Here is an 18,344-nt window from a genome sequence, read left to right on the forward strand (position 1 = left end):
TGGCGATCGCCCGGCGTGCGAGGGGAGCCCCTCATGAGCGACCTCGCCAAACGCATCGTGCAGGCGGCTGACATCGTCACGGTGGCGCTGGACGAGCTGTTGCCGCGCGCCGACGGTCCCGAGAGCCGCCTGACCGAGGCCATGCGCTACGCGGCCCTGGGGCCGGGCAAGCGCCTGCGGCCGTTCTTCGCCCTCGAAACCGGCAAGATGTTCGACCTGCCCGAGCGGCCGGTGCTGCGCGCGGCCTGTGCGCTGGAATGCATCCACGCCTACAGCCTGGTGCATGACGACCTGCCGGCGATGGACGACGACGACGTGCGTCGCGGCCGTCCGACCGTGCACAAGCAGTATGACGAGGCGACGGCCATCCTCGCGGGCGACGCCTTGCAGACGGCCGCCTTCGAGATCATGGCCCACCCCGACACCCACGACGACGGTCATGTCCGTTCCGAGCTGGTGCGCAAGCTGGCCATCGCCTCGGGCGCGCGCGGCATGTGCGGCGGCCAGATGATCGACCTCCTGGGTGTTCGCGACGACCTGGGCGCGGTGGCGCGCATGCAGCGCCTGAAGACCGGCGCGCTGATCGCCTTCGCCTTCGAGATTCCGCTGATCATCGCCCGGGCCAAGGACGCCGAGCGCTCGGCCCTGATGGCCTTCGCCCAGGACCTGGGTCTGGCCTACCAGATCGTCGACGACATCCTCGACGCCGAGGGCGACGAGGCGACACTGGGCAAGGCCGCCGGCGGCAAGGACGCCGTCAAGGGCAAGGCCAACTACGTCACCTTGTTGGGGTTGGATGCGGCCAAGGAGCGCGTGGCGCTTTTGGCCGAGCAGACGCGTTCCCATCTCGAAATCTTTGGCGATCGGGCCGAACATCTGCGCGAAAGCGTTGATTTCGTGCTGGACCGCCGCAACTGACCGCGCTTTTTACAGACATGTCATCCAAAACGCCTCTCCTCGACACCATCGCCTCGCCCGCCGACACGCGCGGGCTGTCCCTCGCCGAGCTGAAGCAGCTTGCGGCCGAGGTGCGCGCAGAGACGATTGACGCCGTGTCGGTGACGGGCGGCCACCTGGGCGCGGGCCTGGGCGTGGTCGAGCTGACGGTCGCCCTGCACCATGTGTTCGAGACGCCCAAGGACATCGTTATCTGGGACGTCGGCCATCAGGCCTATCCACACAAGATCCTGACCGGTCGCCGTGACCGCATCCGCACCCTGCGCCAGGGCGGCGGCCTGTCGGGCTTCACCAAGCGGTCCGAGAGCGAATACGACCCCTTCGGCGCGGCCCATGCGGCCACCTCGATCTCGGCGGCGCTGGGCTTCTGCGCCGCGCGCGACGCGAAAGGCGAGGACAATAGCGTCATCGCCGTGATCGGCGACGGTTCGCTGGGCGCCGGCATGGCCTATGAGGCGATGAACGCGGCGACCGACACGACCAAGCGCCTCATCGTCATCCTCAACGACAACGACATGTCGATCGCCCCGCCGGTGGGCGGCATGAGCGCGTACCTCGCCAACCTCGTCTCGGGCGGCGCCTATCGCTCGGTGCGGAAGCTGGGCAAGACCGTCGTCGAGAAGCTGCCGACCCCGATGCGCGAGGCCGCGCGCAAGGCCGAGGAATACGCTCGGGGCATGGTCACCGGCGGCACCTTCTTCGAGGAGCTGGGCTTCCACTATGTCGGTCCGATCGACGGCCACGACATGGACGCCCTGGTCAGCGTGCTGAAGAACGCCAAAGCGTTCGGTGACAAGCCGGTGCTGGTCCACTGCGTCACCCAGAAGGGCAAGGGCTACGCTCCGGCTGAGGGCGCGGCCGACAAGCTGCACGCGGTGGTCAAGTTCGACGTCGTCACCGGCCAGCAGCAGAAGGCGGCCGGCGGCCCGCCCAGCTACACCAAGGTGTTCGCCCAGGAACTGATCAAGCAAGCGGAAAAGGACGACAAGATCGTCGCCATCACCGCCGCGATGCCGTCGGGCACGGGCCTTGATCTCTTCGGCAAGGCCTTCCCCGATCGCACCTTCGACGTCGGCATCGCCGAGCAGCACGCCGTGACCTTCGCGGCGGGCCTGGCGGCCGACGGCATGAAGCCGTTCGCCGCGATCTATTCGACCTTCCTGCAACGCGGCTACGACCAGGTGGTGCACGACGTCGCCATCCAGGGCCTGCCGGTGCGCTTCGCCATGGACCGCGCCGGTCTGGTCGGCGCCGATGGTCCCACCCACGCCGGCAGCTTCGACATCGGCTTTATGGGCGCTCTGCCGGGCATGGTGCTGATGGCCGCTGCCGACGAGGTGGAGCTGGCCCGCATGGTCGCCACCGCCGCCGAGATCGACGACCGTCCCAGCGCCTTCCGCTATCCGCGCGGCGAGGGCCTGGGTCTCGACATGCCGGCCATCGCCGAACCGCTCGAGATCGGCAAGGGCCGCATCGTTCGCGAAGGGACCAGCGTCGCCATCGTCTCGTTCGGCACGCGCTTGACTGAGAGCCTGAAAGCCGCAGACCTCCTGGCCGCGCGCGGCCTGTCGGCCACCGTCTGCGACGCCCGCTTCGCCAAGCCGCTGGACCTGGATCTGCTGTTGCGCCTGGCGCGCGAGCACGAGGCTATCGTGACCGTTGAAGAAGGCGCCATGGGCGGTTTCGGCGCCTTCGTGCTGCAGGCTCTGGCCCAGCACGGCGCCCTGGATCGCGGCCTGAAGATCCGCACCCTGTGCCTGCCCGACCTCTTCCAGGACCAGGACAAGCCTGACGCGATGTACGCCCAGGCGGGTCTCGACGCCGAGGGCATTCTGCACGGCGCGCTGTCGGCGCTGGGCATGGACAATGTCAGCGCGGCCGGCGCGGGGCGTCGGGCCTAAGGGCTCTTCTGCGAGGGCGAACGACGTTCCGGCGGGCAGGGGAAGGTCGGGTTTCTCGCGCCAGGCTCAAGGCTGCTTATGGCCCAGAGCGGACAGATCCTCCCCCGCTATGCGGGGGAGGTGGCCCAGAGGGCCGGAGGGGGCTAACGCGAGGCCTGCCCGGCTCGCCCCCTCAGTCGCTTCGCGACAGCTCCCCCGCATCGCGGGGGAGCATCTAACCTCCCGTCTCCACCCCTCGACGGCCCTTCCGCACGTCTGCTTTCGACCGCCAGAGCCCCCCGGTCCGGCATTCAGCAGCTCAGACCTCGCAGGCCTTAAAGAACGCCTTCACCTGGTCTCGATCCGCCATCGTGGCCGCCAAGCTGTGGCGTTGGCCGTTCGTGAGGAGCGCGAGATCACCTGACTGTCGAAACTCCGCCAGGGCGGCGGTGCTGGACTTGCCACGCGCTTCAAGCAGGTCGCCGCTCATCGGGTCTTCCACCCGGGCGGCGTCGAAGCGGCTCTCGGTCCTGCCGGACGCCAGGACGAGCTGTGCGTCGCTGAGACCGGCCACGGCGAGATCGATCTGATCGCGGCCAGGCTGGCAGCGGATCATCATGACGACGTCATCGCTGTTGGGACGGCCATAGGCGAGACGTGGTTCGGCGGCGTCGTCACTGACATAGGCCCATTGCAGACCGGTGGACGCCGGCTTCTCGTGCGCGCACCCGGCGAGGGCGGCGGCAAGGCCGAGGGCGGCGAGGGCGAGAGTTCGGGACGCCATGATGATGATCCTCCACGTCCGATCAACGTCGAGGCCGCATGAATGGCTCCTGAAACAGGAAGGGCGCGGAAGCCGCTCGGCCGCCGCGCCCGATCTGTGTCTCCGAAAAGCCGCGCTTAGAAGGGCGAGAACTTCTCGACCAGCGACTGGCCGGCCGGCGTCTTCTGGACGCGGCTGATATCACCGCGGCCGCCGTAGCTGATGCGGGCTTCGGCGATCTGGGTATGGCGGATGGTGTTGGCCGAGGAGATGTCCTCGGGGCGCACGATGCCGGCCACGGTCAGCTGCCGCAGCTCGGCGTTGGTGCGGACTTCCTGGGTGCCCTGGATGACCATGTTGCCATTGGGCAGGACCTGGCTGACCACGGCGGCGATGGTCAGGCTGATCTTTTCCGACCGGCTGACGCCGCCCGAGCCGGCGTTGGTGGTGGTCGAGTTGGTCTCCAGCGCCGAGGCGGGGTCGAAGCCGCCCGGCAGGATCTTGCCCAGGCTCGACTCCATGCCCAGAAGATGCGGCACGCCGGCCTTCATGTTGGCGGTGCGCGAGCTGTTGGTGGCGTTCTTGGTGCTGGCGCTGTCGTCGATGTCGATCATCACCGTGACGATGTCGCCGACCCGGCTGGCGCGCTGGTCGTTGAAGAAGGCGCGGGCGCCGACCCGCCACAGCGAGTTGGCCGAAGCCGCCTGCGGGGCGGGCTCGCGAGCCGACACATATTGTTGCTGCATGGGGGCCAGCTGAGCCGGGTAGCCGACCGGCGCCAGGTCAGGGCCCTTCACGGCTTCCTTGACGGTCGAGCAGGCGGCCAGCGGGGCCAGGAGGACAGCGGCGGCGAGGATGGCGGGACGACGCATGGTCTATGGCCTCTTAGCGAGCAGCGAAACGGACGGGTTGAGAACGGGCTTGCAAGGTCTGGGCCTGCGGGCCGACGGCGGCGAGGCCGGGCGCGACGGCGACCGCCTGAAGGACTTTTTTCGACAGGGTGTTCTGGACGGCGAACACGTCGCCGACGGCCGCTCCGGTGACCGCCTTGCCTTGAAGCGACAGGGAAATTCCGCTGTCTTCATAGGTGATGGTGATCAGGTCGCCGGTCTTGATGACCTGGGCGGCGGCGACGTCCTTCATGCCGACTGCGGCGCCTTCACGCAGGGGGCGCCTGGCGGCGAGGCCGATCACGGCGTCGGCGTCGCGGGGCGCATCGGCCGGCGCACCGGCCATCTTCACCCAGATGAGGTCCTGCGGCTGGACGATTTCGCCGGCCGAGAGGCTGCGGGCGTAGGCAAGAACTTCCACATTGGCGCGCGAGGCGCCCGCAAGGCGGGCTCCAGCGGCCGCAGCCGACGAGACGCCGCCGTTATCAACGCCCTCGCGGACGATGATCCGGCGCACGCCGTTGGCGTTGGTCCAGTCATAGCCGGCGCGACGGGCCGACATCTGCACCTGGCCGGCGTCGAGCACGGCGGTGGCGCCCATGCGGGCGGCGACCACGACGTTGGCGGCGGGACCGCTGACGCCGTCGAAGAGATCGCCCAGCGTGATGCGCCCGTCGGCGTCGGTGGTGTCCATCCGCAGGGTCACCGGCGTTCCGGCGAAGGCGGGCGCCGAGAGGGCGGTGATCACCAGGGTGGCGGCGGCGGCGAAGAGGAAGGCCTTCATGAGCTTACGACCGCAGCTGTGAGGTGGCTTGCAGCATCTGGTCGGCCGTCGAGATCACCTTCGAGTTCATCTCGTAGGCGCGCTGGGCGGTGATCAGGGCGGTGATTTCCGAAACCGCGTCGACGTTCGAGGCCTCGGTGTAGTGCTGCAGCAGCATGCCAAAGCCCGGTTCGCCGGGGGCCGCGAGGGTCGCGGCGCCGGAGGCGGCGGTCTCCAGGAACAGGTTGTCGCCGATGGCTTCCAGACCGCCTTCGTTCAGGAAGTTGGCGAGCTGGATCTGGCCCACGGTCTGGGGCTGAGGCTGGCCGTCCAGCTTCACCTGGACAAGGCCGCTCTTGCTGATCGTGATGTCCGTGGCGTTCTGCGGGATGGTGATGCCCGGCTGAACCAGGTAGCCGTCCTCGGTGACGATCTGGCCCTGGTCGTTGGTCGAGAAGTTGCCGGCCCGGGTGTAGGCCGTCTCGCCAGACGGCAGCAGGATCGGCATGTAGCCCTTGCCCTGGATCGCCAGGTCCAGCGGGCTGTCGGTCAGGGTCGGGGTGCCTTGCTCGGTGATGCGGTAGACCGAGCCGGCCTTGACGCCGCCGCCGACCTGCACGCCCGTCGGGACGATATTGCCGTCGCTGGACGACTGCGAGCCGGCGCGCTCGATCGTCTGATACAGCAGGTCCTGGAACTCGGCCCGTTGGCGCTTGAAGCCAACGGTGTTCATGTTGGCGATGTTGTTCGAGATGACTTCGACGTTCAGCTGCTGAGCAGCCATACCCGAAGCGGCGGTGCGGAGAGCTTGCATCGGCTAGCGGTCCTTAATTGACTTTGCCCAGCCGCTCGACGGCGGTGCGCGACAGTTCAGCGGTGTTGTCCATCATCTTGGCGACGCTCTCGTAAGCGCGCTGGATCTCGATCAGCTTGGTGATCTCGATAACCGGTTGGACGTTGGAGGCTTCCAGCATGCCCTGGTGGATCTGTGCGTCCGTGACAGGCTGCGGGTTGGTGTTGGTGGTGTTGCGGTAGAGGTTGTCGCCGTCCTTGGCGAACGTCGACAGGTCGTCGGGGCGCACCAGCGCGATGCGACCCACGCGGATCGCGCCTTGGCTGACGATGCCGTCCTTGCCGATGGTCACGGGGCCCAGGCGGGGATCGATGGTGATCTGGCCGCCGCCATCGTCCAGCACTGGCGCGCCGGCCTGGGTGACCAGCACGCCTTCGGGATTGGTGGTGAAACGGCCGTCACGGGTGTAGCGCTCGCCGCCGCCGGCCTGGACCTTGAAGAAGCCCATGCCGTTGATCGCCAGGTCATAGTCGCCGCCCGTCTTGGTCATCGGACCCTGGGTGAAATTGCGGGCCACGCCGGTGTCCAAGACGAACTTGACCGGCGAGGACCCGTCCAGAGTCTTGGCCGGCTTGGCTTGTTCGGTGCGGACCATCAGGTTCTCGACCTTGAAGCCCGTGGTGTTGGCGTTGGCGATGTTGTTGGCCACGATGTCGAGCTCGCGGCGAAGCGTCATCTGACGCGACAGGCCGACATAAAGCGCGTTGTCCATGGCGAGTTAACTCGGGCGGCTGACGCGACAAATGCGTCGCAGCCTAGGAAGCAACCTTCGTGCCAACGCCAAAAGTTCATATAATTCAATAAATAGGAAGGTTAACGACGGGGTGTTGGGCGGAGTCTGCCGGGCAGATTCAGCCTGCGACTAATTGGCCGCCAAAACACATCGTTAACCATGCTTCACGCATGAGTACGGGCATAGATTCCAAGGAACCGCGCGCGTGGCCAAGAAACCGGAAAAGGAAGCTCCCGCTCCCGAAGGCGAAGAGGGCGCTGAAGGCGAAGCTCCGGCTAAGAAAAAGCCGCCAATCCTGATCATCGCGATCGCTGCGGGCGTGCTCGTTCTGGGCGGCGGCGGCGCGGCCGCTTTTTTCCTGATGAAGCCCAAGCCCGCCGCCGAAGCCGGCGAGCACGGCGAAAAGAAGGAAGAAAAGAAGGAAAAGAAAAAGGAAAAGAAGGAAGAGAAGAAGGAAGGCGAGAAGGGCGCCGAGGGCGCCGCCGGCACGCCGGTGATCAAGGAAGGGCCTGACGGCGTAGTGTTCTACACGCTGCCCGACATCGTCGTGAACATGCAGACCGCTGACGGCAAGTCGACTTTCCTGAAGCTGAAGCTGACCTTCGAGCTGCCTGACGAGGAAACGGCTGATGAGCTGACGCCGAATCTCCCCAGGTTGCAGGACATGTTCCAGACCTTCCTTCGCGAGTTGCGTCCTGAGGACCTGAACGGCAGCCAGGGCACTTACCAGCTGCGCGTGGAGCTGCTGCGGCGGGTGAACCTGGTCGCAGCGCCGGCCAAGGTGAACGCCGTGCTCATCGAGGAGATGCTGATCAACTAGTCCTCGGGGCTGGTTGGGCGAACGATCATGGCGGACGAACTCGACGATCAGGCGGCGATGGCCCAGTGGGCCTCGGAGAACCCTCCCGGAGGCGACGAGGGGGTGAACCAGTTTGGCGATTTTTCCGGCGGCATGGGCGGCTGGGACGATGGCGGCGGCGACGGCGCCTCCGAGCGGATTCTGAACCAGGACGAAATCGACAGTCTCCTGGGCTTCGATCTTTCGGGCGATGGTTCCGACGACCGGACCGGCATCCGCGCCATCATCAACTCGGCGCTGGTGTCTTACGAGCGTCTGCCGATGCTCGAGATCGTCTTCGACCGCCTGGTGCGGTTGATGACGACCAGCTTGCGGAACTTCACCTCCGACAACGTCGAGGTCAGCCTCGACAACATCAGCTCGATCCGTTTCGGCGACTATCTGAACTCGATCCCGCTGCCGGCCATCCTGGCGGTGTTCCGCGCCGAGGAGCTGGACAACTACGGCCTGCTGACGGTCGACTCGAACCTGATCTACTCGATCGTCGACGTTCTGCTGGGCGGCCGTCGTGGCACGGCCGCGATGCGCATCGAGGGGCGTCCTTACACCACGATCGAGCGCGTGCTGGTGCAGCGGATGATCGAGGTGGTGCTGCATGACCTGAAGAGCGCTTTCGAGCCGCTGCATCCGGTCAGCTTCTCGCTGGATCGCCTGGAGACCAACCCGCGCTTCGCCGCCATCGCCCGTCCCGCAAACGCGGCCATCCTCGTCAAGCTGCGGATCGACATGGAAGACCGCGGCGGCCGTATCGAGCTCTTGCTGCCCTATGCGACGCTGGAACCCATCCGGAAGATGCTGCTGCAGCAGTTCATGGGTGAGAAGTTCGGTCGCGACAACATCTGGGAAGGCCACTTGGCCACCGAGCTGTGGAGCACGCAGATGGAGGTCCGCGCCGTTCTCGACGAGCAGCAGGTGCCGCTGTCGCGCGTGCTGAACATGCAGGTCGGCGACACTCTGATGCTGAACGCCACGCCTGATAGCCTGGTGGAGCTGCGCGCCGGCGCCATTCCGCTGACGCGCGGACGCATGGGGCGCCGCAACCATTCGATCGCCGTCCGGGCCGAGGCGCCCCTGACGCCGGCGGCGAAGAAGGCCGTGCAGAAGCTGAAATGAGCATCGTCGCCCTGGCCATGAATGGTTTCCTGGCGGTGCTGCTGATCGCGGCGCTGATCTTTGGCTGGCGTCTTGAACGCCGGCTCAAGGCGCTGCGCGACAGCCACGAAGGGTTCGCCAAGGCTGTCGCCGACCTCGACCAGGCCGCTGCGCGCGCCGAGCAGGGGCTCGCCGACCTGCGCGCCGCCACCGACGAGGCCGCCGAGACGCTGGCCGTGCGGATCGAGCGCGCCCAGGCGCTGGCGGCGCAACTGGAAGAGCGGGTCAACCGGCCTGTGTCGCCCTCGGCCCAAGCCGCTCCTGAGCGCGAGGCGTCCGCCCGTCCGTCGCGCGCGATAGAGGCCTCGCCGACCGCTTCGGTCAGTGAGCGCCGTCTGTCGGCGGCGGACTTCGAGCGTCTGCTCGAGCGAGAAGATCGAGTCGAGCGCGCCGCGCGCGGCGAACCGACGCCGCGTCCTGCGCCGCGCCCAAATTTGCCCCCTGAAACCCCGCGTTCACGAGCGCGGGTCGATGATGACCTGTTCGACGGGGCGGTTGATCCCCCGCGCCCTGCCAGCAATCCACGAGCGCCACGCCGATGAAGAATATTCCGCGCATCCTGCCCCTGATCGGCGTCGCCGCAGGCGGCGTGCTCGCCATCAACGCCCTGTCGGGCGCCAAGTCGCTGCCCGACCTCGTTAGCGGCGCCAAGGCGTTCGCCGAGGGCGTCGCCAAGCCCGAAGCCAAGGAAGGCGAAGAGGCCCCCTCGGCCGAAGGCGCCGCACAGCCCGCCGCCGCGAAAGCGCCGCCGCCCCGGGTGTGTGCGCCGTCAGCCGACGCCCTGGCGCGGGAGGCGGGTCTTTCGCCGGCTGAACTGCGCATCCTGCAAAGCCTGGGCGCGCGCCGGGGGCAGCTGGATCAACGCGAGCAGGATATCGACGTCCAGCTTCAGCTGCTGGCGGCCGCGGAGGCCAAGCTCGACGCCAGGATGAAGGCCCTGACCGGGCTGAAGGGCGACATTCAGGGGCTCCTGGGCCAGGTCGACGCCCAGAAGCAGGCTGAGGTCGATCGGCTGGTGGTCGTCTATCAGGGCATGAAGCCCAAGGACGCGGCCGCCCGGATGACCTTGCTTTCGGACGAGGTTCGACTGCCGATCGCGGCCAAGATGAAGGAAAAGACGCTGGCGATGATCCTGGCCAACATGGCTCCGGGCGACGCCAAGATCTTGACCGAACGCCTCGCCTCGCGCCTCACCAATCCGGCGGTGGACAAAGGCAAGGCTGCGGTCGCTGATAACGCCGCGCCCGGCCAGCGCGCCGCTGGCCCGCTGGCGGGGGCGACGCCCGCCGCCGCCAAGCCGCCCGCTCCCCAGGCTGGTTAAGGGAGGCCCATGACCCTCCGTCAGCTCCTGCGTTCCAGCGTCGCCGCCGCGTGCATCGCGGGCACGCTGGCGCCGACCGGCTACGCCGCGCCACCGCCGACGGCTGCGCGCGGGGCGCTGGACGTGCGTGTCGCGCAGGCGGCGGAGTTCTCACGGGTCGAGTTCCACTGGGCCGGCGGCGCGCGAATGACGCCCGTCCGGCAAGGCCAGACCCTGGTCCTGCGGTTCAGTCGCGACGCCAATCCTGATCTGTCCGCGCTGAGGATCGCGCCACCGCGCTGGATCAAGTCAGCGGACGCCCGCCGCGTGAACGGCGTGTTGGAAATCGTTCTGACCCTGACCGATGACGCCGACGCCAAGCTCGGCACGGCGGACGGCGTCGACTTCGTCAATATCTATCCCAAGGCGGGCGTCATCGCCTCCGCCGCAGCGGCGTCTCCGGCGACGGCGGCTGCGCCGATCGGCCGCCCCAATCCCATGCCGCGCGACGGCGTCGTTCGGGCCGGGATCGAGCGGCGGGACGGGCAGGTCACGCTGTCGTTCGACTGGGCCGCGCCGGCCGGTGCGGCGGTCTTCCGGCGAGGCGAGGCGGTGTGGATCGTCTTCGACACGCCCGCCCGGCTCGACATCTCCAAGCTGCCCGGCACGACGCCGCGCTATTCGAAACTGCAAGTCTATCGCGGGGCCGACTATGTCGCCCTTCGCGTCGTCGCCCCGCCTGGGGAGCCCTATGTCGCGGTCGGGTCAGGTCCGTCCTGGCGGGTCAGCTTCGGCGCGGGACCGCAGCAGAGCCCGGAGATCATTCAGGTCACGCGCGCCGAGCAGTCGCCTTCGGCCGCGCTCTCCGCCGCCGTCGCTGGCGTCACGCGGGCGATCTGGGTCGACGATCCTGCGGTCGGCGACCGCATCATCGTCGCGCCGGCCCTGGCGCCGGCCAAGGGACTGCCGTCGCGTCGCGAGTACGTCGAGTTTGCGCTCCTGCAATCGGCGCAGGGCTTGGCTGCAGAAGCCTACGCCGCCGACCTGATGGTCCAGGCGCAGGCCGATCAGGTGCGGATCGGCCGCCCCAAGGGGCTCGCCCTGTCGCCAGCCTCTGCGGCAGCCCCGCCGGAGGAGGCGACCGCCGGCGCGCCGCAGCCGCTGTCGATGCCGGCGCTCATCGACCTGGAAACTTGGCCCAAGACAGGCTCGGGCGGGTTCCTGGCGCGATACAATGCGCTGCAGAGCGCCGTTTCGGCGGCGACCGATGATGAGGCTGACGTCGGCGCAAGGCTGGCGCTGGCCCGCTTCCTGGTCGGCTCACAGATGTCATTCGAGGCGATCGGGGTCCTGAACGCGGGCGCGCGCAAGCATCAGACCTTGATGGGCAATCCCGAGTTCCGCGGTCTGCGGGGCGTGGCGCGCGTGCTGGCGGGGCGTCTCTCGGAAGCTGACGCGGACTTCTCGTCGCCGGTGCTGGCCGACGAGCCGTCGAGCGCCCTCTGGCGCGGCTACATCTCGGCCAAGAACGGCCAATGGCTCGATGCGCGCACCCAGTTCGCCAACGGGTCCCGCGCGCTGGATCTCTTCCCGCCGATCTGGCGAGCGCGTTTCCTGAAGGCCCAGGCCGAGGCGGCGTTGGGCGTCGGGGACCTGACCGGCGCCATGCAGTCGGTGACCAAAGCCCTGGCTCTGGCGAAGATCCCGATCGAAGACCAACTCGACATCCGCTTGGTCCAGGCTCGAATCTTCGAGGCCAAGGGCGAGAAGGTGCGTGCGCAGCGCATGTACACGGCTATCGCGAAGGCGCCGATCGATCGCATCGCCGCGCCCGCCACCTTGCATGCGACCCAGCTTCAATACGCTCGCGGCGAGATCAACGCGACCAAGGCGGCCGAAATGCTGAACCAGCTCCGCTATCGCTGGCGCGGCGACGGCGTCGAGCTGGAAGTCATTCGCGCGCTGGGCAAGCTCTACATCGACCAGGGGCAGTATCGCGAGGCGCTGGAGGCTTTGCGGTCTGCGGGACGTCGTCTGTCGGACCGCCCTGAGGCCGTCGCGCTGCAGAACGATCTCTCCGAAGCCTTCCGCCAGCTCTTCCTGCAAGGTCTGGCCGACGGCATGCAGCCGATCCAGGCCGTGGGATTGTTCTATGACTTCCAGGATCTGACGCCGATCGGCGCGGACGGCGACCAGATGGTGCGCAATCTCGTGCGCCGACTGGTTGATGTGGACCTGCTGGGCGATGCGGCCAAGCTGCTGAAGTACCAGGTCGAGAACCGCCTGAACGGCGTTTCGAAAGCTCAGGTCGCGACGGATCTGGCCTGGATCTACCTGATGGACAAGAAGCCCGAGGACGCGCTGAACACCATCAACGCGACTCGCACCACGATCCTGCCGCCTGCGCTCAACGCCGAGCGTCGCCTGGCCACGGCGCGCGCTCTGATGGGGCTTGGGCGCTACGACGCGGCGCTTGATCTTGTCGAGACGGACGCCAGTCGCGACGGACAGGAAATTCGCGGCGAAATCGCCTGGAAGCAAAGGTCTTGGCCGGCGGCGGGCGCGCTCTATGAGCGCTCCCTGGGCGACCGCTTCAGAACGGGTGGGGCGCTGAGCGCCGCCGAAGAGGCCCGTCTGCTGCGCGCCGCCGTGGCCTATAGCCTGGCCGATGATGACGCCGCGCTTGGGCGTCTCCGCGCCCGCTGGTCCGGCTTTGTCGATACGGCGAGCAACCCCGAAGGTCTCCGGGTGGCGCTGCAGGGCATGTCGCTCGGCTCGGTGTCCGCGTCCGATTTCGGACGGGTGTCCGCTGATAACGAGGCGTTCAACGGCTGGATTGGGCGCCTGAAGGAACGCTTCCGCACCGGGCAGCCTGCGGGGGCGCCAGCGCGCGCGGGCGGTTAGGGCAGGGCTCACCGCAAACGACCACGTGACGGGCCATCCAGGGGCATGGCGTTTCAGGCTGGCGTGAAAACCGGCGAAATATCTGATCTGAAATCGGATTGGTCTTATGGCGGGCCTCGGGCGATTGGCCTAGTTAGGGCCCCGCCGCGCGCCAATCGGATGAGCGTGACGCGCGACCGCTTGCCTTTGACTCGCAGGCATGTCATGACAACGTTGTCATAGGGTGGACGACATTGGCTAAGAACAACGACGCCGGCGATAACGGCCGCGAAGTCTTGGTGCTGCTGGGCGGAGCAGGCGATCTGGCGCTCCGGATGCTGCTGCCTTCGCTGTACTTTCTCGAGCTAGACCGGCTTCTGCCGCACGATCTGCGGATCATCGGGGTTGCGCGGGCCGACCATGATGCGGCCAGCTACAAGGCGCTGGTGCGTGAGCAGCTGGGCAAGCGCGCCACGGTGGAGGAGGCGGTCTGGAATCGCCTCGCCGCGCGCCTCGACTACGTCCCGGCCAACATCACCAGCGAAGACGACACCAAGAAGCTGGCCGAGCGGATCGGCGAGCACGGCACGCTGGTGATCTTCTTCTCCCTGTCGCCCAGCCTCTACGGCCCGGCCTGCCAGGCGCTTCAGGCCGCCGGCCTGACCGGCCCGCAAACGCGCCTGATCCTCGAGAAGCCGCTCGGCCGCGACCTGGAAAGCTCCAAGGCCACCAACGCCGCCGTCGCCGCGGTGGTCGACGAGAGCCAAGTGTTCCGCATCGACCACTACCTGGGCAAGGAGACGGTTCAGAACCTGACCGCCCTACGGTTCGCCAACGTGTTGTTCGAGCCGCTGTGGGATCGCAACACGATCGACCACGTGCAGATCACCATCGCCGAAACCGAGAAGGTCGGCGACCGCTGGCCCTACTACGACGAGTACGGCGCGCTGCGGGACATGGTTCAGAACCACATGCTGCAGCTGCTGTGCCTAGTGGCCATGGAAGCCCCGTCGGGCTTCGATCCGGACGCCGTGCGCGATGAGAAGGTCAAGGTGCTGCGCAGCTTGCGTCCGTTCACCAAGGAGACCGTGGCCCACGACACCGTGCGCGGTCAGTACGTGGCCGGCGTGGTCGAGGGCGGCGCGCGGGCGGGCTATGTCGAGGAGGTCGGTAAGCCGACCAAGACCGAGACCTTCGTGGCCATGAAGGTGGCCATCGACAACTGGCGCTGGGACGGCGTGCCGTTCTTCCTGCGCACCGGCAAGAACCTGCCGGATCGCCGCACCCAGATCGTCGTCCAGTTCAAGCCGCTGCCGCACAACATCTTCGGCCCGGCGACCGACGGCGAACTGTGCGCCAACCGGCTGGTGATCGACCTGCAGCCGGATGAAGACATCTCGCTGACGATCATGAACAAGCGGCCGGGTCTCTCGGACGAGGGGATGCGGCTGCAATCGCTGCCGCTGTCGCTGTCGTTCGGCCAGACCGGCGGGCGTCGTCGCATCGCCTATGAGAAGCTGTTCGTTGACGCCTTCCGTGGCGACCGCACCCTTTTCGTGCGTCGCGACGAGGTCGAGCAGGCTTGGCGCTTCATCGATGGCGTCTCGGCCGCCTGGCAAGAAGCCCAGATCGAGCCGGCCCACTACGCGGCAGGCACCTGGGGGCCGCAGTCGGCCCAAGGGCTGATTTCGCCCGGCGGTCGGGCCTGGAAGGCCTGACGATGCCTCATAGTCCCACCAAGCTCGAAACCTTCGCGTCGCGCGAAGACCTGTACGACGCCGCCGCCTCGATCCTCGTCGGCGCGCTGACGACCGCCGTGGCCAGCCACGGGCGGGTCGGGTTCGCCGCGACCGGCGGCACGACGCCGGCGCCGGTGTACGACCGCATGGCGACCATGACCGCGCCGTGGGACAAGATCACCGTCACCCTGACGGACGAGCGCTTCGTTCCGGCTATCGACCCCAGCAGCAATGAGGGTCTGGTTCGCCGGCATTTGCTGGTGGGGGAGGCCGCCAAAGCTTCGTTCGCGCCCCTGTTTTTCGATGGCGTCAGCCACGAGGACAGCGCGCGTCGGGCTGAGGCGGGTGTCAACGCCGCGGCGCCCTTCGGCGTTGTCCTGTTGGGCGTTGGTCCGGATGGCCACTTCGCCTCGCTGTTTCCCGGCAATCCGGTGCTGACCCAGGGGTTGGACCTAGCCTCCGATCGCAGCGTCCTGGCCGTGCCGCCGAGCGATCCGGCGCCGGACATTCCGCGCCTGAGCCTGACGCTCGCGGCGCTGACGCGTACCGACCTGATCGTGCTGCTCGTAACCGGCGCGGCCAAGAAGGCGCTGTTGGAAGGCGACGTCGATCCGGCCCTGCCGGTCGCCGCCATCCTGAACCAGGACCGCGCCAAGGTCCGCATCCTCTGGGCGGAGTAGATCGCCATGAGCCTGAACCCGGTCATCGCCGAAGTCACCGCCCGGATCGTGGCGCGCAGCAAGGACAGCCGCTCGGCCTATCTGGCCAACATGGAGCAGGCCATCGAGAACCAGCCGGGACGGGCCAAGCTGTCCTGCGCCAACTGGGCCCACGCCTTCGCCGCCTCGCCGGGCGTCGATAAGGTTCGCGCTTTGGATCCGAACGCGCCGAACATCGGCATCGTCTCGGCCTACAACGACATGCTGTCGGCCCACCAGCCGCTGGAAGCCTATCCGGCGCTGATCAAGGACGCGGCGCGAGAAGTGGGCGCGACCGCTCAGTTCGCCGGCGGCGTGCCGGCCATGTGCGACGGCGTCACCCAAGGCCGTCCCGGCATGGAGCTGTCGCTGTTCTCGCGCGACGTGATCGCCATGGCCACCGCTGTGGCCCTGACCCATGACGCCTTCGACTCGGCGCTGTACCTGGGCGTCTGCGACAAGATCGTGCCGGGCCTGGTGATCGGGGCCCTGACCTTCAGCCACCTGCCGGCGCTGTTCGTGCCCGCGGGCCCGATGACCTCGGGTCTGCCCAACAGCGAGAAGGCCCGGATCCGCGCGCTCTACGCCGAAGGCAAGGTCGGCCGCGCCGAGCTGCTGGAGGCCGAGAGCGCCAGCTATCACGGCCCAGGCACCTGCACCTTCTACGGTACGGCCAACACCAACCAGATGCTGATGGAGCTGATGGGCTTCCATCTGCCTGGCTCTGCCTTCGTTCACCCGAACACGCCGCTGCGCGAGGCCCTGGTCAAGGAAGCCGCGCGTCGCGTCGCCGCCGTGACCAATAAGGGCAACCAGTTCATGCCGGTGGGCCGCATGATCGACGAGAAGTCGATCGTCAACGGCGTGGTGGGGCTGATGGCGACGGGTGGCTCGACCAATCTGGCGCTCCACATCATCGCCATGGCCGCCGCTGCGGGCGTGCAACTGACCCTGGAAGACCTGGACGACATCTCCAAGGCCACGCCGCTGTTGGCGCGGGTCTATCCGAACGGTTCGGCCGATGTGAACCACTTCCAGGCCGCCGGCGGCATGGCCTTCGTGATCCGCGAATTGCTGAAAGCGGGTCTCGTGCACGAAGACGTCCAGACGATCGCGGGCGCGGGCTTGTCGCTGTACACGCGCGAACCGGTCCTCGAGGACGGCGTGCTGGCATGGCGCGACGGGGCGCAAGACAGCCTGGACACCGCCATCGTCCGTCCGGTCTCCGACCCCTTCAGCAAGGAAGGCGGTCTGCGTCTGATGGCCGGCAATCTGGGGCGTGGCGTGATGAAGATCTCGGCCGTGAAGCCCGAGCATCACGTGATCGAAGCCCCGTGCGCCGTGTTCCAGGAACAGGAAGACTTCATCGCCGCCTTCAAGCGCGGCGAGCTGGACCGCGATGTGGTGGTCGTCGTCCGCTTCCAGGGACCGTCGGCCAACGGCATGCCCGAACTGCACAACCTGTCGCCGTCGATCTCGGTGCTGCTGGATCGCGGACACAAGGTGGCCCTGGTCACGGATGGCCGGATGTCGGGCGCGTCGGGCAAGACGCCCGCCGCGATCCACGTCACCCCGGAAGCCGCAAAAGGCGGGCCGCTGGCCTATGTCCAGGACGGCGATGTGATCCGCGTCAACGCCGAGACCGGCGAATTGAACATCCTGGTGGACGAGGCGGTCTTGCGCGCTCGGACGCCGGCGAACGTCCCGGCGTCCAAGCCGGGCTTTGGTAGGGAACTGTTTGGATGGATGCGAGCGGGGGTCGGCGCGGCCGACGCCGGCGCGTCCGTCTTTGCCTGAGGAAGCGCTAGGTCATGGACGTCAATCACAACGGCGGGCTTGGCCTCGTCGGCGACATCGGCGGGACGAACGCCCGCTTCGCCCTGGTCGAGTTCGACGGTCAGGACCCGCGCCTGATCGAGCCGACGGCCTATAAGGGCGAGGACTACGGCACGGCCGAGGACGCGATCGAGGACTACCTGCGCAAGGTCGGCGTCAGGCACCCCGACCAGGCGGTGGTCGCCGTGGCCGGTCCGATCGACCATGGCCAGGTCCACATGACCAACCTGGACTGGCGTATTTCTGAGGACGGCCTTCGCCGCGCCGGCGGCTTTCGCAACGCCAAGCTGATCAACGACTTCACCGCCCAGGCGCTGGCGGCCCCCCGCCTAAGCCCCAAGGACCTGCGTCAGGTCGGTTTGCTCCCGACCTCGGGCGAGGGGGATCTTGCCATCCTCGGCCCGGGCACCGGCTTCGGCGTCGCCGGCCTCGTGCGTCGGCATGGCCAGGAGATCCCTCTGGCCACCGAAGGCGGTCATGTCGCCTTCGCGCCGGTCGATGACGTCGAGATCGAGGTGCTGCGCGCCCTGACCAAGCGTCTGGACGGCGGTCGGGTGTCGGTCGAGCGCATCCTCTCGGGCCCGGGCATGGAGGATCTTCATATCGACCTCGCCGCTGCTGAAGGCCGCGTGGTTGAGGCGCTAAGCGCCAAGCAGATCACCGAACGCGCCGTGGAAGGCTGCGCCGACAGCTTGGCTACCGTGAATCGTTTCTGCGCCGTGTTGGGCTCGACGGCCGGCGACATCGCCCTGACGCTGGGCGCGCGCGGCGGCGTGTTCATTGCGGGCGGCATCGCGCCGCGCATCATCGACATCCTCGAGAAGAGCCCGTTCCGCGAGCGCTTCGACAGTAAGGGCCGGCTTTCGGGGTTCACCCAGGCGATCCCGACTCATGTGATCCTGCACCCGCACACCGCCCTGATCGGCGCGGCGGTGGCGTTGACGCCGGAGGGCCGCGCGGCCGTTTCGTAGTCGATTTCTTGGGGCTCGCCATGACAGCCTTGTCATGGCTAAGTACGCGCCGAACCGAACGAATCGG

16 protein-coding genes are annotated in these 18,344 nt (G+C 67.7%); 11 read left to right on the forward strand and 5 right to left on the reverse strand.

Annotated features, from left to right (window positions below):
- Positions 1-33: 33 nt before the first annotated feature.
- Together J2X45_RS01375 and dxs are read left to right on the forward strand one after the other, a co-directional pair.
- Positions 34-918 carry a farnesyl diphosphate synthase gene (locus J2X45_RS01375; RefSeq protein ID WP_310210272.1) on the forward strand — a complete coding sequence of 295 codons (885 nt, stop codon included), beginning with the start codon at positions 34-36 and terminating at the stop codon, positions 916-918.
- A gap of 17 nt (positions 919-935) precedes the next feature.
- Positions 936-2,858, forward strand: coding sequence for a 1-deoxy-D-xylulose-5-phosphate synthase (gene dxs / locus J2X45_RS01380; RefSeq protein WP_310210274.1), 1,923 nt, complete (start codon positions 936-938; stop codon positions 2,856-2,858).
- Positions 2,859-3,156: 298 nt separating this feature from the next.
- Here the strand turns inward: dxs and J2X45_RS01385 are convergent, their stop codons facing one another.
- The 5 genes from J2X45_RS01385 to flgF all read right to left on the reverse strand — a co-directional run bounded on the left by J2X45_RS01385 (position 3,157) and on the right by flgF (position 6,818).
- A complete protein-coding gene (locus tag J2X45_RS01385) occupies positions 3,157-3,621 on the reverse strand; it encodes a hypothetical protein (protein ID WP_310210277.1) in 465 nt (154 codons plus the stop codon).
- Between the two features lie 116 nt (positions 3,622-3,737).
- A complete protein-coding gene (flgH, locus tag J2X45_RS01390) occupies positions 3,738-4,472 on the reverse strand; it encodes a flagellar basal body L-ring protein FlgH (RefSeq protein ID WP_310210280.1) in 735 nt (244 codons plus the stop codon).
- Between the two features lie 13 nt (positions 4,473-4,485).
- Positions 4,486-5,274 (reverse strand): flagellar basal body P-ring formation chaperone FlgA, encoded by a 789-nt coding sequence (flgA, locus tag J2X45_RS01395; protein ID WP_310210284.1) that lies wholly within the window; start codon positions 5,272-5,274, stop codon positions 4,486-4,488.
- Positions 5,275-5,278: 4 nt separating this feature from the next.
- Complete coding sequence (flgG, locus tag J2X45_RS01400; RefSeq protein WP_010919925.1) at positions 5,279-6,067, reverse strand: flagellar basal-body rod protein FlgG; 789 nt, start codon at positions 6,065-6,067, stop codon at positions 5,279-5,281.
- 13 nt (positions 6,068-6,080) lie between these two features.
- On the reverse strand, positions 6,081-6,818 hold the full coding sequence (flgF, locus tag J2X45_RS01405; protein WP_310210290.1) for a flagellar basal-body rod protein FlgF: 738 nt from the start codon (positions 6,816-6,818) through the stop codon (positions 6,081-6,083).
- A gap of 226 nt (positions 6,819-7,044) precedes the next feature.
- On the opposite strand from flgF, the gene fliL reads away from it, so the two are divergent.
- The 9 genes from fliL to glk all read left to right on the forward strand — a co-directional run bounded on the left by fliL (position 7,045) and on the right by glk (position 18,277).
- Positions 7,045-7,659 carry a flagellar basal body-associated protein FliL gene (gene fliL / locus J2X45_RS01410; RefSeq protein WP_310210293.1) on the forward strand — a complete coding sequence of 205 codons (615 nt, stop codon included), beginning with the start codon at positions 7,045-7,047 and terminating at the stop codon, positions 7,657-7,659.
- A 27-nt stretch (positions 7,660-7,686) separates the two neighbouring features.
- Positions 7,687-8,811 (forward strand): flagellar motor switch protein FliM, encoded by a 1,125-nt coding sequence (gene fliM / locus J2X45_RS01415; RefSeq protein WP_310210296.1) that lies wholly within the window; start codon positions 7,687-7,689, stop codon positions 8,809-8,811.
- Positions 8,808-9,392: a DUF6468 domain-containing protein gene (locus J2X45_RS01420; RefSeq protein ID WP_310210299.1), complete on the forward strand. Its 585-nt coding sequence runs from the start codon at positions 8,808-8,810 to the stop codon at positions 9,390-9,392. The genes fliM and J2X45_RS01420 overlap by 4 nt, the downstream gene beginning before the upstream one ends.
- The gene (locus J2X45_RS01425; RefSeq protein ID WP_310210302.1) at positions 9,389-10,171 is read left to right on the forward strand and encodes a MotE family protein; all 783 of its coding nucleotides are present in this window, start codon (positions 9,389-9,391) and stop codon (positions 10,169-10,171) included. The genes J2X45_RS01420 and J2X45_RS01425 overlap by 4 nt, the downstream gene beginning before the upstream one ends.
- A 9-nt stretch (positions 10,172-10,180) precedes the next feature.
- Positions 10,181-13,054 (forward strand): endoglucanase, encoded by a 2,874-nt coding sequence (locus J2X45_RS01430; protein ID WP_310210305.1) that lies wholly within the window; start codon positions 10,181-10,183, stop codon positions 13,052-13,054.
- A gap of 233 nt (positions 13,055-13,287) precedes the next feature.
- Positions 13,288-14,751: a glucose-6-phosphate dehydrogenase gene (gene zwf / locus J2X45_RS01435; RefSeq protein ID WP_310210307.1), complete on the forward strand. Its 1,464-nt coding sequence runs from the start codon at positions 13,288-13,290 to the stop codon at positions 14,749-14,751.
- A gap of 2 nt (positions 14,752-14,753) precedes the next feature.
- Entirely contained in the window at positions 14,754-15,452 is a 699-nt protein-coding gene (pgl, locus tag J2X45_RS01440) for a 6-phosphogluconolactonase (protein ID WP_310210311.1), read from the forward strand.
- Positions 15,453-15,458: 6 nt separating this feature from the next.
- Complete coding sequence (gene edd / locus J2X45_RS01445) at positions 15,459-17,267, forward strand: phosphogluconate dehydratase (protein ID WP_310210315.1); 1,809 nt, start codon at positions 15,459-15,461, stop codon at positions 17,265-17,267.
- Between the two features lie 14 nt (positions 17,268-17,281).
- Entirely contained in the window at positions 17,282-18,277 is a 996-nt protein-coding gene (glk, locus tag J2X45_RS01450) for a glucokinase (RefSeq protein WP_310210317.1), read from the forward strand.
- Positions 18,278-18,344 lie beyond the last annotated feature (67 nt).

Source organism: Caulobacter sp. BE264 (assembly GCF_031457805.1).
In the GTDB taxonomy this organism is placed as follows: domain Bacteria; phylum Pseudomonadota; class Alphaproteobacteria; order Caulobacterales; family Caulobacteraceae; genus Caulobacter.